Origin of the sequence: Salipiger mangrovisoli, from assembly GCF_015223355.1 — a bacterium.
GTDB lineage: Bacteria > Pseudomonadota > Alphaproteobacteria > Rhodobacterales > Rhodobacteraceae > Salipiger > Salipiger mangrovisoli.
In genome coordinates this window covers 124,640-138,838 of the sequence record NZ_JADFFK010000005.1, presented here as the reverse complement: position 1 = coordinate 138,838, position 14,199 = coordinate 124,640, and the positions used below count along the sequence as shown (strand labels likewise).

Sequence of the window (14,199 nt, the reverse complement as noted above, 5' to 3'; positions counted from 1 at the left end):
GCCGATTTTCAGTGCGCGATCATCACGTGGCGCGCGACGGTGTAATCCTCGAGCGCGTACATCGACATGTCCTTGCCGTAGCCCGACTGCTTGAGTCCGCCGTGCGGCATCTCGTTGACCAGCATGAAATGCGTGTTCACCCAGGTGCAGCCGTATTGCAGCCGCGCCGAGATATCGAGCGCCCGGCCGATGTTCTCGGTCCAGACCGAGGAGGCGAGCCCGTACTGGCTGTCATTGGCCCAGGCCACGGCGGTATCGGCGTCGTCGAAACGGGTGACCGAGACGACGGGGCCGAAAACCTCGCGCTGGACGATCTCGTCCTCCTGCAGCGCGCCCGCGATGACGGTGGGTCGGTAGTAGAAGCCCGAGCCCTCGTGTTGCGCGCCGCCGGTGGTCACCTCGATGTGCTTCAGTTCCGAGGCGCGCTGCACGAAGCTCGCCACCCGGTCGCGCTGGCGCATGGAGATCAGCGGCGGGATTTCGTTCTTCGTATCGTCCGCATCGTCGAAGGTGATCGAGGAGACGGCCGACGAGAGGTCCGCCACGAGGTTGTCGTAGACCTTCGCCCCCGCGTAGATCCGGCAGGCGGCGGTGCAGTCCTGACCGGCATTGTAGTAGCCGAAGGCGCGCAGCCCCTCGACCACGCGGCCGAGATCGGCGTCATCCATGACAATCACCGGGGCCTTGCCGCCCAGTTCCAGATGCGTGCGCTTGACCGACTTCGAGGCCGCCTGAAGCACCTTGCGCCCGGTCGCCACGTCGCCGGTGATCGACACCATGTCGACCTGCGGGTGGTTGATCAGCGCATTGCCGACCGTGGCGCCCTGGCCGACGATCACGTTGACCACGCCCGCCGGGAAGATGCCGGCGATGATCTCGGCCATCAGCAGCGCGGTGAGCGGCGTCTGTTCCGAGGGTTTCATCACCACCGTGTTGCCGCCCGCCAGCGCCGGGGCCAGTTTCCAGGCCATCATCATCATCGGGTAGTTCCACGGCGCGATCGAGGCGACGACACCGATCGGATCGCGGCGGATCATCGAGGTATGGCCCTCCATGTACTCGCCCGCCACCGGCCCGTGCATGTTGCGCACCGCGCCCGCGAAGAAGCGGAAGCAGTCGGCCACCGCGGGAACCTCGTCATTGCGCACGCATTCGATCGGCTTGCCGCAGTTGAGCGATTCCAGCTTCACGAACTCCTCGGCGCGCGCCTCGATGGCGTCGGCCAGCGCCAGCAGCAGGCCCGAGCGGTGCGCGGCCGTGGTGCGCGCCCAGCTTGGGAAGGCGGCGCGGGCGGCAGCCACGGCGCGGTTCACCTGGTCCATGTCCGCCTCGGGCATCTTCACGATCAGCTCGCCGGTGCGCGGGTTCAGAACCGCTTCCTCGGTCTCTCTGCCGGCTTCCTGAGCGCCGCCGATCAGCATCTTGGTCTGCATGATGTTCTCCGTCATTTTCCTTGCCCGGCGACCGCTTCGGTCCCGCGGGTGAGATAATAGGCGCCCAGGATGGGCAGCAGGGTGACCAGCACCACCACCATGGCGACCACGTTGGTCACCGGGCGTTCGCGCGGGCGCACCAGTTCCTCGAGCATCCAGATCGGCAGCGTCTGCTGCTGTCCGGCGGTGAAGGTGGTGACGATGACCTCGTCGAAGCTGAGCGCGAAGGCGAGCATGCCGCCCACCACCAGCGCGGTGGCGATATTGGGCAGGATCACATGGCGCAGCGTCTGGAAGAGGTTGGCGCCGAGGTCCATCGAGGCCTCGATGAGGCTGCCGCTGGTGCGGCGGAAGCGGGCGACGGCGTTGTTGTAGACGATCACCACGCAGAAGGTCGCGTGGCCGAGCACGATGGTCCAGGTGCTGAACGGCACCTCGGCGATCGAGAAGGCCGAGCGCAGGGCAATCCCCGTCACCACGCCGGGCAGAGCGATCGGCAGGATCACCAAGAGCGAGATGCTCTCGCGGCCGAAGAACTTCGTGCGGCTCACGGCGGCGGCGCAGAGCGTGCCGAGGATCATGGCGAGCAGCGTCGAGATTGCCGCGACCTTCAGGCTGAGGGCCATCGCCTCCCAGACGTCGGGGCGGTTCCATGTCGCCGCGAACCACTTCAGCGTGTAGCCGGGCGGCGGCCACTGGAAGGATTTCTCTTCCGTGGTGAAGGCGTAGACGAAGATCAGCGCGATCGGCAGGTGCAGGAACAGCAGCCCCGCGGCGGCGGCGATCTTGAGCTTGAGCGAGGCGCGGTCAGAGTGCATCGAAGGCCCCCATGCGCTTGGCGATCCAGAGGTAGACGCCCATGATGACGATGGGCACCACGGCGAAGGCGGCGGCCAGCGGGATGTTCCCGGCGATGCCCTGGTGCTGGTAGACGGCCTGCCCGATGAAGAGCCGCGAGGTGCCGATGATCTGCGGGATGATGTAGTCGCCGAGCGTCAGCGAGAAGGTGAAGATCGAGCCCGCGATCACCCCCGGCAGCGCCAGTGGCAGCAGCACGTGGCGGAAGGTCTGCGCAGGTGTCGCGCCGAGATCGCCGCTGGCCTCGAGCATCGAGCCCGGCACACGCTCGAGCGCGGCCTGGATCGGCAGCACCATGTAGGGCAGCCAGACGTAGACGAAGACGAGGAAGGTGCCCGTCGGGCTCACCGACAGCGAGTTGCCCCCGATGACCGGCAGCGCGAGGTAGGCGTCGAGCAGCCACGTGAGGTGCAGCCCCTCGAAGATCCAGGTGAGGATGCCTTCCTTGGCGAGGATCAGCTTCCAGGCGTAGACCTTGACCAGGTAGCTCGACCACAGCGGCATCATGATGCCGAGGTAGAACAGCGCCCGCCACGCCCCCTTGGCGTAGCGCGCCGCGTAATAGGCGATGGGGAAGGCGATCACGGCGGAGGCGAGGGTGACGATGGTCGCCATGCCCACCGTGCGGCGGATGATGTCGAAGTTCGCCGGGGTGAAGAGTTCGGCGTAGGTCGCCAGCGTGACCTCGTGGTTGATCAGCCCGGTGAAGTGATCGATCGAGAAGAAGCTCTGCAACAGCAGCGCAAAGAGCGAGCCGAGGTAGATGATCCCCAGCCACAGCGCCGGCGGCGTCAGCAGGATGAGCAGGAGCAGCGTCGGACGCCGCCAGAGCGTGTCCGAAACCCGCGTCAGCAGCCCATCGGAAGGACCTGCCTGCGCGGAAGGGGTCGTTTGCACCACCGTCATGCCCCGGCTCGCATCAGGTGCAGATCCTCGGGCGCCCAGCTCAGCGCCACCTCGTCACCCTCGCGCGGGCGGGCCACGTCCTGCGGCAGCAGCGCGGTCAGCCGCGTGCCCTCTGCATCGAAGCTCACGCGCGTGCTGAGGCCGAGGAAGCTGAGCCCGGTCACCCGCGCCTTCAGCGGCCCCTCGGAGGTCAGCCGCAGCCGCTCGGGGCGGATCGCGGCGGGGCAGGTCTCGCCGGTCAGCCGCGCGACCAGCGCCTCGGGCAGCACGTTCGACGAGCCGACGAAATCGGCGACAAAGGGCACCTCGGGGCGGAAGTAGATGTCCTCGGGGCTGCCGACCTGGATGATCTTGCCGTCGTTGAACACGGCGACGCGGTCGGCCATCGACAGCGCCTCGCCCTGATCGTGGGTGACGAAGACGAAGGTGATGCCGAGCTGGCGCTGAAGTGTCTTCAGTTCCTCCTGCATCTGCTCGCGCAGCTTGAGGTCGAGCGCGCCCAGCGGCTCGTCGAGCAGCAGCACGCGGGGCTTGTTGACCAGCGCCCGCGCCAGCGCGACGCGCTGGCGCTGACCGCCCGACAGTTCGGAGGGCTTGCGGCTGCCATAGCCGCCGAGCCGCACCATCTCGAGCGCCGCCTCGGCCTCGGCGTGACGCTCGCGCTTGCCGCGCCCGGCGATCATCAGCCCGTAGGCGACGTTGTCGCGGACATTGAGGTGCGGGAAGAGCGCGTAATCCTGGAACACCGTGTTCACCTGCCGCTTGTAGGGCGGCAGATCGGCGACGGGCTCGCCGAAGATGCGGATGTCGCCCCCGGTGGGGCGCTCGAAGCCGGCGATCAGCCGCAGGCAGGTGGTCTTGCCCGAGCCCGAGGGCCCCAGCATGGCGAAGAACTCGCCTTCGGCAATGTCGAGGATGACGTCATCCACCGCCTTCACCGCACCGAAATGGCGGGAGACGTGGTCGAAGCTCACGGCTGGCATGGGAGTATTCCGGTTCTTGTGCCCGCGCCGCTGGCGGCGGCGCGGGGAAGGTCAGGGGAGGGCGATCAGCGGCCGCCGATCACGCCGATGTAGTCGGAGACCCAGCGGTAATAGGGCACGCATTCGCCCTGGCTCTCGCAGTTGGCCACCGGGGTCTTCCAGAACTTGATCTTGTCGAACTGCGACAGGCCGTTGGCGTCGCAGCCTTCCTGGGTCTGCATGCCCGAGCCATCCGAGCAGGCGGCGGGCACCGAGGGCACGGCGCCGAACCAGACCGAAAGGTCGGACTGCAGGTTGGACGACAGCGTGTGCTCCATCCACTTGTAGGCGCAGTTCGGGTGCTCGGCCTCGGCGTGCAGCATGGTGGTGTCGGCCCAGCCGGTCGCGCCTTCCTCGGGGATCACCGAGGCGACGGGCACGCCGTCGGCCTGCAGCAGGTTCACCTGGAACGGCCAGGAACCCGAGGCGACGATGCCCTCGTTCTTGAAGTCGTCGATCTGGATGAAGGCGTCGTGCCAGTAGCGGCTGACGAGTTCGCGCTGTACGCGCAGCAGGTCGAGCGCGGCGGCATATTGATCGGCGTTCAGCTCGTAGGGGTCGGTGATCCCCAGCTCGGGCTTGTGCGCCATCAGGTAGTTGGCGGCGTCGGCGATGTGGATCGGCCCGTCATAGGCCTGCACCCGGCCCTTGTTGCTCGACCCGTCCGCGAGCGTCATCTCCTCGAACACCACGTTCCACGAGGTCGGCGCCTCGGGGAAGGCTTCGGTGTTGTACATCAGCACGTTCGGGCCCCACATGTAGGGGGTGCCGTAGTGCTCGCCGTTCACCGTGTGCCAGGGCGCGTCCTTCAGGCGGTCGTCCACCTTGCTCCAGGACGGGATGAGGTCCACGTTGATCGGCTGTACCCGCTTGCCGGCGATCATCCGCAGCGAGGCGTCGCCCGAGGCGGTCACCAAGTCGAAGCCGCCCTCGTTCATCAGGGCGACCATCTCGTCCGAGGTGTTGGCGGTCTTCACCGAGACCTTGCAGGCGGTCGCTTCCTCGAACTTGGTCACCCAGTCGAAGGCGGCATCTGTCTCGCCGCGCTCGATGTAGCCGGCCCAGGCGACGATCGACAGCGCGCCCTCGCCCTCGCCGATCTCGGTCATCTGCGCCACGGCGCTCGTCGCCAGCGAGGCGGCGGTGATCGCACTCACCACGGCGGTGATGAAACGGTTGGTCATTGCACTCTCCCTGCGGGCAGGCCGCATGAGGCCGATGGCCGTGCGAGACACGTCCCCGGTGCGGGCGGCGGCCCGGAATTCGCTGTTGGTTGTAGAGCCGACGGCGGCCTGCGCCGTGGCGCGGGGGCATCTTTCAGCCGTTCGGCCACGTGCCCTTGTTCCGCATGAAAATCATGAGACGGCGTCGCTGCATTCGCAAATTCATTAATCAGAAATGGTCATTCGGAAAAACCGATAGGTAGGCCCTTCAGAACCGCGCTGGCCTCTCGGCCTGTCCCATCCGCGCCAGCGACAGGAAATCCTGCACCGCCTCCGACAGCGGCAGGCCCTTGCGCCAGACCATGCCCACCTGCACGATCGGCAGGCTGCCCGAGACGTCGCGGCTCTCGATCCGGTCGCCATCCAGAGACCAAGGACGGTAGACGAGGTCTGGCAGCAGCGCCACGCCCGCGCCCGTGGCGACGAGGCTGCGCACGGCTTCCACCGAGCGCGTGCGAAAGGCGATCTGCGGCTTGCGCCCGAAAGCCGAGAGCAGCTTCACCGCCTCCTCCTCCATCTCGTCGACGTTGAGCATGATCAGCTGTTCGCGCGCCACGTCGTCGAGCCCGATGCTCTCGCGCGCGGTCAGCTTGTGGCCCAAGGGCAGCCAGAGCCGGAAGGACGAGACGTCGAGGATCTCGGATTGCAGCGCCATGCGGTCGCGCAGGTTCGAGATCACCATCACCGCCACGTCGAGCTCGCCGCCGACCAGCAGGTGCTCGAGGTATTCGCCCTGATCCTCCAGCGCCGAGACCTCGACCGCCGGGTTCATCCGCCGGTAGCGCGACAGCAGGTCCGACATCACGTAGCCCGCCATCAGCGAGGTCACCCCGATGTTGAGCCGCCCCTGCGTGGTGCCCGGCGCACGCTGGAACGCCCGCCGCGCGCCCGAGACGTCCGAGAGGATTTTCGTCGCATGGCGCAGGAACTGGTGGCCGCTGTGGGTGATGTCGAGCCCGCGCGCGTGGCGCTCGAAAAGCGTGACGCCGAGGTCCGCCTCGAGGTTCTTCAGTGCCTCGGTCACCGCCGATTGCGAGATCGACAGCGTCTGCGCCGCGCCGATCACCGAGCCCTTTTCGGCAACGGCGACGAAATAGCGGAGTTGTTTCAGGGTAAAGGACATGGCGCGCTCCCTTGCTCACGCTCATTCAAGGGGGATTTCGGGGCACCGCACAAGCCTGTTCCTCGGGGAACGCGCGGCGGTGCAGCCGGCTGCGTTGCCAGCTGGCCGCGATGTCGGGGATGTTGGAACAGGAAGGTGCGTTGCGGGAGATTATGAGCAATGGACTTCCAAATAATCACGCCGATGTAGCATATGGTGACGCCAAGATGCCAAAAGTGCGCATGAAATTGGAACCCTCTGCTCGGCTCGCGATGCTAGTCTGGCGGCAACCGCGCCTCGTGTGCGGACCCCTCCGAGCAGCAGAGTGACCCCATGCCCAGTCCCGATCCCGCGAGCCTTCTCTCCTCCTTCCGTGCCGCGCTGCCGCCGGTGGCGGAGATGGCCGGGGATCTCGTCGGCAAGGGCGTGATGATCGACGGCCCGTTCGGGCCGAAGCCGCTGGTCTATGCCGACTACGTCGCCTCGGGCCGGGCGCTGAAGACGCTCGAGATGTTCCTTCTTGAGCAGGTGCTTCCTTATTACGCCAACAGCCACACCGAGGCCTCGTTCTGCGGCGGCTTCATGACCCGGCTGCGCGGGGCCGCGCGCGCGACGGTCGCGGCGCATTGTGGTGCGACCGCCGACCATGCGGTGATCTTCGCCGGCAGCGGAGCGACCGCCGGGCTCAACCGGCTGGTGCATCTGCTTGGCGCGGATCGGGGCCGGGTCAAGGTCATCCTCGGCCCCTACGAGCATCATTCCAACATCCTGCCGTGGCGCGAGAGCGGCGCCGAGGTCGTCGAGCTGCCCGAAGCACAGGAGGGCGGGCCGGAGCTTGCCGCGCTCGATGCCGCGCTGGCGGACGCCGCGCGGTATGACCGGGTGATCTGCGCCTTCTCGGCTGCCTCGAACGTGACGGGGATCATCGCCGATGTCGCGGGTCTCACCTGCCGGGTGAAGGCCGCCGGGGCGCTGATGGTCTGGGATTACGCCGGGGGCGGGCCCTACCTGCCGATGGCGATGGATCAGCAGGGCGCGGGAATCGACGCGCTGGTGTTTTCGCCCCACAAGTTCATCGGCGGGCCGGGGGCTTCGGGTGTCATGGTCCTGCGCCGCGATGCGGTGGTCTCGGATCGTCCGACGTGGGTCGGTGGCGGAACCGTGCGCTTCGTTTCCGCGCAGGGACATGACTATTCGGACGCTCTGGAGGCGCGCGAGGAGGCGGGCACGCCCAACGTCATCGGTGACCTCCGGGCGGCATTGGCGGCGATCGTGAAAGAAGAGATCGGCGCGGCCTGCATGGCGCAGCGCAACGCCGAGCTTTCGACCCGCGCCATCGCGGCCTGGCGGGACGAGCCGGCCATCGAGCTGCTCGGAAACACCAGGGCCTCGCGGCTCCCGGTGCTCTCCTTCCGCCTGCGCGATCCGCGTGGCGGCTATATCCACCAGCAGCTGGCGACCAAGTTGCTGAGCGACCGCTTCGGCATTCAGGCCCGCGGCGGCTGCGCCTGCGCCGGTCCCTACGTGCTGCGCCTGCTGGGCTATGATGCCGAGACGGCGGCGCGGACCCGCGCGGCGATCCTCTCGGGGCAGGAGCTCGAAAAGCCCGGTTTCGTTCGTCTAAACCTGTCGGTGCTGATGAGCGAGACCGAGGTGGACTTCATCCTGCAAAGCGTCCTCACGCTGGCGCGTGACGCGGTGGCGTATGTGGAGGGGTACACGGTGGACGGCGCGCGGGCGATTTTCTCGGCCAGCGCGGCCTGAACGCTCAGGCGTAATCCAGCGGCAGTTCGGTGCTCGACTTGATCGTCTCCATGGCGAACATCGACGAGACGTCGTGGATCTCGACCTTCTGGATCAGCCGCTGGTAGACCCGATCGAAGGTGGCGATGTCAGGCACCACGACCCGCAGCATGTAGTCGATCTCGCCCGCCAGCCGGAAGATGTCGACGATCTCGGGGATCTCCTCGGCCGCCTTGACGAAGGCGCTGGACCATTCGCGGCTGTGCTGGTTGGTGCGGATCGCCATGAAGACCGAGACCCCGACGTTCAGCTTCGCCTCGTCGAGCAGCGCCACGCGGCGCTTGAAATAGCCGCGCTCCTCCAGTTTGCGGATGCGCCGCCAGCAGGGCGTGCTGGTCAGCCCGATCTCGGCGGCGATTTCTGCAACCGGCATCTCGGCATTGCGCTGGAGCAGCGCGAGTATCTTCCGATCGTAGGAGTCGAGCATTTCATTCTCATAATGTGGATATTGAGAGAAGTCATATACTCCTCTACCTCGCTTGTGTAGGGTTTGGATGCCACGTGCCCTGCAACCATCACCCTTGCCGACACCCGCCGTGCTGCGCGATAGAGATGGCGACGAGACACATCCGTCCGGGCGTCTGCCACGGGCGCGCGACTGGAAATTTGCCGTGCTGTTCATCACAATCTGGCCGCTGTTCGGTTTGATCTGCCTGGGGTTCGTGCTGGCGCGGAAAGGCTTTCCTGACCCGGCCTTCTGGCCCGCGGCGGAGCGGCTCAACTACCTGCTGCTCTTTCCGGCGCTGCTTGTCTCGAGCCTTATGCGCGCCCCGCTGGGGGACCCGCAGATCCTGCGCCTAGGCGGGGCCGCGATCGTCACCATCTGCCTTGTCGGCCTTGGTCTGGCGGTGTGGCGGCGCTTTTGTCCGATGCCCGCCGCGCGCTTCGGCCCCGCGCTACAGGGGGCGGTACGCTTCAACACCTACCTGGGGTTGGCGATCACGGCGAGCCTGACGGGGCCCGCGGGCGTCGAGCGGGCGGCGGTCTACCTTGCGGTGGCCGTGCCTCTGGTAAATGTGCTGTCGATCATGGCGCTGAGCGAGGCCGAGGTGCTGCGCCATCCGGGCCGACTGATCGGGACAATGCTGCGCAACCCGCTCATCCTTGCATGTCTTCTGGGGATCGCGCTGGCCCTGTCGGGGATAGGACTGCCCTTTGGCGGCGACAGGTTCCTGGAGTTGTTGGCACGGGGCAGCCTGCCGCTGGGCCTGCTCTGCGTCGGGGCAGCGCTGCAGCCGCGCGCAATGCGGCGCGACCTTTCGGCGCTGGCGGGGACTTCGGCGCTGCGGCTGCTCCTGGTGCCATGTCTGGCGTTTCTGGTGGCAGGCGGTTTCGGCCTCGGCACGGTGGAGGCGCTGGTGCTTGTGGTCTTCTCGGCGATCCCGACGGCGCCCACGGCCTATGTGCTGACCCGCCAGATGGGGGGCGATGGCACGCTGATGGCCGGTCTGGTGACGGCCCAGACCCTCGCAGGGGTTCTGACGATTCCCCTGGTTCTGCTGGTGCTCGGGCTGGGCTGACCGGCCGTACGCATTTTCTGTCCCTTGCGAAGCACGCGTAATGGACGCGAGCACGACAGAATTTATCGCTGAAAGCGTTCTAAAAAACCGAACGATTAAAGTTTGTGCCTCTTTACCCGGCCTTCTTGGCGCGCAACTTGGCCTGTATTGAAATTTAAATACATAAAAACAATATATTGGGAATAGGCGCGAAGTGCCGATGGTTCGCACCGAAGAAATTTGTTCAATTTATGTGCGCAATGAAAACCCGTCAAATCTCGTTGATGGAAGCCGAAAACGTGTTCCATAAATGAGGGCACGAGTAGAAGCGGTCTGGAGCAAATCCAGGACATTGCTCGCCAGTAGGATCACCGCTGACGAGGCCGACTATGTCCATCAACCATCTGCTTATAATAGAAAAAATCGATAATATCGATCTCGTGGCGCACAAGTGCCGGGGCTGCCTGACGTGCGCAGATCCGGAACGGCGGCGCTGTGCCCGCGGCCGGATGCTCGACGATGGGATCGACCGGGCCGAGATCGATCGCCTGCAACTGTCCAACAAATCCGCACACTAGGGAGAGTGCTTTCATGCCATCCACATCCACCACGCTCGCGGCCCTGGGGTTCGCGCTGACCGCGACCACCGCGCTCGCCGGGGATCCGGTCACCTACCAGCTCGACTGGCTGCCCGGCGGTGACAAGGCCCCCATCTACGTCTGCGTCGACCAGGGCTTCTGCGCCGACGCGGGGCTCGACGTGACCATCGCCTCGGGCCGCGGCTCGTCGGATGCGATCTCGCGTCTCGCCGCCGGGTCGTCTGACATCGGCTCGGCAGACATCGGCGCGCTGATGGCGGCCAAGGCGCAGGAAGGCGTCGCCGTGACTGCCGTGCTGTCGGTGTTCAACAAGGGGCCGCACGCATTCTACACCGTCAAGGGCAGCGGTTTCGACAGCGTCCTCGACGTGAAGGGCAAGAAGGTTGCGACGTCGCCCTTCACCTCGTCGAACGTCTACCTGCCGCTGGTGCTCGAGGACGTGGGGCTGACCGAGGCCGACTTCGAGCTGACCAAGGCCGACGCGGGCGCGCTCGGGCCGATGCTGATGACGGGGCAGGTCGACGGCATCGTCGCCTGGATGACCGATCTCACCCGCTACACCGAGCAGGGCAAGGACGCGGGCAAGGAGATCATCGCGTTGCCGTGGTCGGCGGCCGGGCTTGAACTCTACTCCGCCTCGCTGGTTGCCAATGACGCCTTCCTCGCCGAGCGCCCGGACGTGGCCAAGCGCTTCGTCGCCGCCTTCAAGAAGTCGGTGGAGTTCTGCAGGACCAACCCCGAAGCAGCTGCGCAATCGGTGGTCAACATGGTGCCCGAGCTGGGGCAGGACGACGTTCTGGGCTCGCTGGGTGACACGCTCGGCCTGATCTTCAACGACGTCACCGACGCGGATGGGCTGGGCGTGTTCGAGCCGGGTCGCCTCGCGGCCACCTGGACCCGCGTGGCAAAGGCGCAAGGGCTCGACGAGGCCGCGGCCGAGCCCGAGAGCTTCGTCACCCGCGACTTCCAGCCCGGCGGGGAAGGCTGATGCAGACGCCCGCCGCCATTCGCTTCGACCATCTCGGGCAGGTCTTCGACACCGGCTCGGGCCGGGTGGAGGCCCTGCGCAACGTCAGCTTCGAGGTTGCCCGGCACGAGTTTCTTGCGGTGCTCGGCCCCTCGGGTTGCGGCAAGTCCACCTTGCTGCGGATGATTGCCGGGCTGCTCGAACCCACGTCGGGCGCCGTCGAAGTGTTTGGGCGGCGGGTCGATGGCCCGCGCGAGGATATCGGCATCGTCTTCCAGAAACCGACGCTGCTGCCCTGGGCCACCATCGAAGACAACGTCATGTTCCCCGTCCGCCACAAGCGCGGACGGGTGGGCAGCCACGACCGCGACCGCGCGCAGGAGCTTTTGCGCATGGTCGGGCTCGAGGGCTTCGGCAAGCGCCTGCCCGACGAGCTTTCGGGCGGCATGCAGCAGCGCGTCGGCATCGCCCGCGCGCTGCACATGGACCCCGACATCCTGCTGATGGACGAGCCCTTCTCGGCGCTCGACGCGCTGACCCGCGAGGAGATGGGCTTCGATCTGCTGCGGATCTTCTCCGAGCGGCCGAAAACCGTGGTCTTCATCACCCATTCCGTCAGCGAGGCGGCGCTGCTGGCTGACCGCGTTCTGGTGATGACCGGCCGCCCCGGTTCGGTGCTGACCGAGCTGCCGGTGCCTGTCGCCCGCCCGCGCGGCCGCGAGACGATCAAGGATCCCGCCGTGACCGAGCTTGCCGCCCACCTGCGGGACCTGCTGCTGCAAAGGGACGCCGCCTGATGAGCCTTTCGATGCCAGATTTCACCAAGCCCGAAAGCAAACGCCTCGACCTGCGCCGCATCCTCGCGGCGCCCGGTGTCGCCGCGATCCTCACCATCCTCGGCACCGTGGCGCTCTGGGAGCTGGCTGCCCGCACGCTGAACATCCCCAGCTACCTGCTGCCCGCGCCGAGCGCGATCTTCTCGACCTTCCCCAGCATCGGGGCAGAGCGCTGGGTCGGCCACGTCTGGGCAACGCTGCGGGTGGCGCTGCTGGGCTTTGCGCTGGCCATCGCCATCGCCATCCCGCTGGCCATCGCGCTGGTGCGCTCGCCCGCGCTCAACCGCACGCTCTATCCGCTGCTGGTGATCGTGCAGTCCACCCCCGTGGTCGCCATCGCGCCGATCATTATCGTGGTGCTGGGCGCTGGCGACGCGCCGCGCATCGTCATCACCACGCTGATCTGCTTCTTCCCGCTGGTGGTCTCGACCGCGACCGGCCTTGCCGCCACGCCGCCGGAACTGATCGAGCTGTCGCGCAGCCTGCGCGCCCCGGCTTTCCGCGAGATCACCCAGATCCGGCTGCCCTTTGCCGTGCCCTACATCTTCTCGGCATTGAAGATCTCGGTGACGCTGGCGGTGATCGGCGCGGTGGTGGCCGAGTTCTGCGCTTCGGACGCGGGGGTGGGCTACTTCATCCAGTTCTCGACCTCGATGTTCAAACTGCCGCAGGCCTGGGCCGGGCTCTTCGTCCTCGCCGGCATGTCGCTGGCGCTGTTCCAGGCGGTGAGCTGGGCGCAGAAGCTGCTCTTCCCCTGGAGCCTGCCGCGCAAGCGCTGACCCCTTCGTGCCGCGCGGTTCGCCGCCCGGTGCATCCCCCGGAGTAGAAGCAGTCAGGCCCCGGCCCGGACATTGCTCCCCAACCTGCCGGTCCCTCCGGCGACCTACTTTGGAGACTGCAATGAGCACCAGTTACGACCTTGCCGAGCTGAACAAGGAAACCACCATCGGCGGCATGGGCAGCACCGTCGAGCGCGACGTGCCCGCCATCGACCTGTCGGACTTTGAGACCCGCAAGCACGAGATCGCCGATGCGCTCTGGGAGGCCTCGACCGGCATCGGCTTCTTCCAGGTCTACAACCATGGCATCCCCGAGGAAGACATCGACGCCGCCTTCGACACCGCCTGGGAGTTTTTCGAGCTGCCGACCGAGGTGAAGGCGCAATACCCGATGCCCAAGGGCACCAACGCCGGCTGGGAATTCAAGGCGCAGGTGCGCCCCTCGACCGGCACGCCGGACAACAAGGAAAGCTACCAGGTCACCCGCCCGCTGATGGAAGGCAAATGGCCGACCGAGGACGAACTGCCCCGCTTCAAGGAGCGCGCGCTGAAGTTCGAGCGGCAGAACTGGGAGCTGGGCATGCGGATCCTGTCGTGCTTCGCGCTGAAGATGGGCTTTCCGGAGGACTTCTTCACCCATGCGCATGACCCCGAGTCCGACCAGTACCAGTCGACCCTGCGCCTCATCCACTACATGTCGATGGAAGACGCCAAACCCGAGGACTTCACGGCGTGGCGCGCCGGGGCGCATTCCGACTTCGACTGCCTCACCATCCTGCACCAGAAGGAAGGTGAAGGCGGGTTGCAGGTCTGCCCCGGCAAGGACGCCGGATCGAACGCCTGGACCGACGTGCCGCCGCGCCGCGGCTACATCACCTGCAACATCGGCGACATGCTGATGCGCTGGTCGGACGATCAGCTGCAGTCGACCCTGCACCGGGTGCGCATGCCGCACGAGGGCGAATACAAGGGCCGCCGCCTGTCGCTGCCGTTCTTCTGCCAGGCCAACCGCGACGCGGTGATGCAGGGCCCGCTCGGCAAGTACGAGCCGATCACCGCGGGTGACTACCTGACCATGCGGATCAACGCCAACTTCGCCGCCAGCAAAGCGGCCAAGAAGTAAGGCGTTGAGCATGGGCCTTCCGGGTGACAACATCACGACAAAGGGCAGG

At 66.6% G+C, this 14,199-nt stretch carries 14 protein-coding genes; 6 read left to right on the top strand and 8 right to left on the bottom strand.

What is annotated here, in order from left to right; translation table 11 throughout:
* Positions 1-8: 8 nt before the first annotated feature.
* From IQ782_RS08565 to IQ782_RS08540, 6 genes are all read right to left on the bottom strand, one after another.
* Entirely contained in the window at positions 9-1,433 is a 1,425-nt protein-coding gene (locus IQ782_RS08565) for a gamma-aminobutyraldehyde dehydrogenase (RefSeq protein WP_194134208.1), read from the bottom strand.
* Between the two features lie 11 nt (positions 1,434-1,444).
* Positions 1,445-2,251, bottom strand: coding sequence for an ABC transporter permease (locus IQ782_RS08560; RefSeq protein ID WP_095883848.1), 807 nt, complete (start codon positions 2,249-2,251; stop codon positions 1,445-1,447).
* A complete protein-coding gene (locus IQ782_RS08555) occupies positions 2,241-3,197 on the bottom strand; it encodes an ABC transporter permease (RefSeq protein WP_194134207.1) in 957 nt (318 codons plus the stop codon). The genes IQ782_RS08560 and IQ782_RS08555 overlap by 11 nt, the downstream gene beginning before the upstream one ends.
* Complete coding sequence (locus tag IQ782_RS08550; RefSeq protein ID WP_194134206.1) at positions 3,194-4,180, bottom strand: ABC transporter ATP-binding protein; 987 nt, start codon at positions 4,178-4,180, stop codon at positions 3,194-3,196. The genes IQ782_RS08555 and IQ782_RS08550 overlap by 4 nt, the downstream gene beginning before the upstream one ends.
* A 65-nt stretch (positions 4,181-4,245) precedes the next feature.
* The gene (locus tag IQ782_RS08545) at positions 4,246-5,403 is read right to left on the bottom strand and encodes an ABC transporter substrate-binding protein (protein ID WP_240989182.1); all 1,158 of its coding nucleotides are present in this window, start codon (positions 5,401-5,403) and stop codon (positions 4,246-4,248) included.
* A gap of 247 nt (positions 5,404-5,650) precedes the next feature.
* Positions 5,651-6,565, bottom strand: coding sequence for a LysR family transcriptional regulator (locus tag IQ782_RS08540; RefSeq protein WP_194134205.1), 915 nt, complete (start codon positions 6,563-6,565; stop codon positions 5,651-5,653).
* 312 nt (positions 6,566-6,877) lie between these two features.
* Here IQ782_RS08540 and IQ782_RS08535 point away from each other — a divergent pair, with 312 nt between their 5' ends.
* A complete protein-coding gene (locus IQ782_RS08535) occupies positions 6,878-8,308 on the top strand; it encodes an aminotransferase class V-fold PLP-dependent enzyme (protein ID WP_194134204.1) in 1,431 nt (476 codons plus the stop codon).
* 4 nt (positions 8,309-8,312) lie between these two features.
* Here IQ782_RS08535 and IQ782_RS08530 read toward each other — a convergent pair whose 3' ends face one another.
* Positions 8,313-8,774: an Lrp/AsnC family transcriptional regulator gene (locus IQ782_RS08530; protein ID WP_194134203.1), complete on the bottom strand. Its 462-nt coding sequence runs from the start codon at positions 8,772-8,774 to the stop codon at positions 8,313-8,315.
* 184 nt (positions 8,775-8,958) lie between these two features.
* Between IQ782_RS08530 and IQ782_RS08525 the strand changes: the two genes are divergently transcribed.
* A complete protein-coding gene (locus IQ782_RS08525) occupies positions 8,959-9,867 on the top strand; it encodes an AEC family transporter (protein ID WP_194134202.1) in 909 nt (302 codons plus the stop codon).
* Positions 9,868-10,214: 347 nt separating this feature from the next.
* Here the strand turns inward: IQ782_RS08525 and IQ782_RS08520 are convergent, their stop codons facing one another.
* The gene (locus IQ782_RS08520; protein ID WP_194134201.1) at positions 10,215-10,439 is read right to left on the bottom strand and encodes a hypothetical protein; all 225 of its coding nucleotides are present in this window, start codon (positions 10,437-10,439) and stop codon (positions 10,215-10,217) included.
* Between IQ782_RS08520 and IQ782_RS08515 the strand changes: the two genes are divergently transcribed.
* The 4 genes from IQ782_RS08515 (at position 10,438) to IQ782_RS08500 (ending at position 14,150) form a co-directional block, all read left to right on the top strand.
* Complete coding sequence (locus IQ782_RS08515; RefSeq protein WP_194134200.1) at positions 10,438-11,433, top strand: ABC transporter substrate-binding protein; 996 nt, start codon at positions 10,438-10,440, stop codon at positions 11,431-11,433. The two genes, IQ782_RS08520 and IQ782_RS08515, sit on opposite strands and share 2 nt — an antisense overlap.
* Entirely contained in the window at positions 11,433-12,209 is a 777-nt protein-coding gene (locus tag IQ782_RS08510; protein ID WP_194134199.1) for an ABC transporter ATP-binding protein, read from the top strand. Before IQ782_RS08515 ends, IQ782_RS08510 begins: the two co-directional genes overlap by 1 nt.
* On the top strand, positions 12,209-13,027 hold the full coding sequence (locus IQ782_RS08505) for an ABC transporter permease (RefSeq protein WP_240989181.1): 819 nt from the start codon (positions 12,209-12,211) through the stop codon (positions 13,025-13,027). The genes IQ782_RS08510 and IQ782_RS08505 overlap by 1 nt, the downstream gene beginning before the upstream one ends.
* A 121-nt stretch (positions 13,028-13,148) precedes the next feature.
* Positions 13,149-14,150 (top strand): isopenicillin N synthase family dioxygenase, encoded by a 1,002-nt coding sequence (locus IQ782_RS08500; RefSeq protein WP_194134198.1) that lies wholly within the window; start codon positions 13,149-13,151, stop codon positions 14,148-14,150.
* Positions 14,151-14,199: the final 49 nt, after the last annotated feature.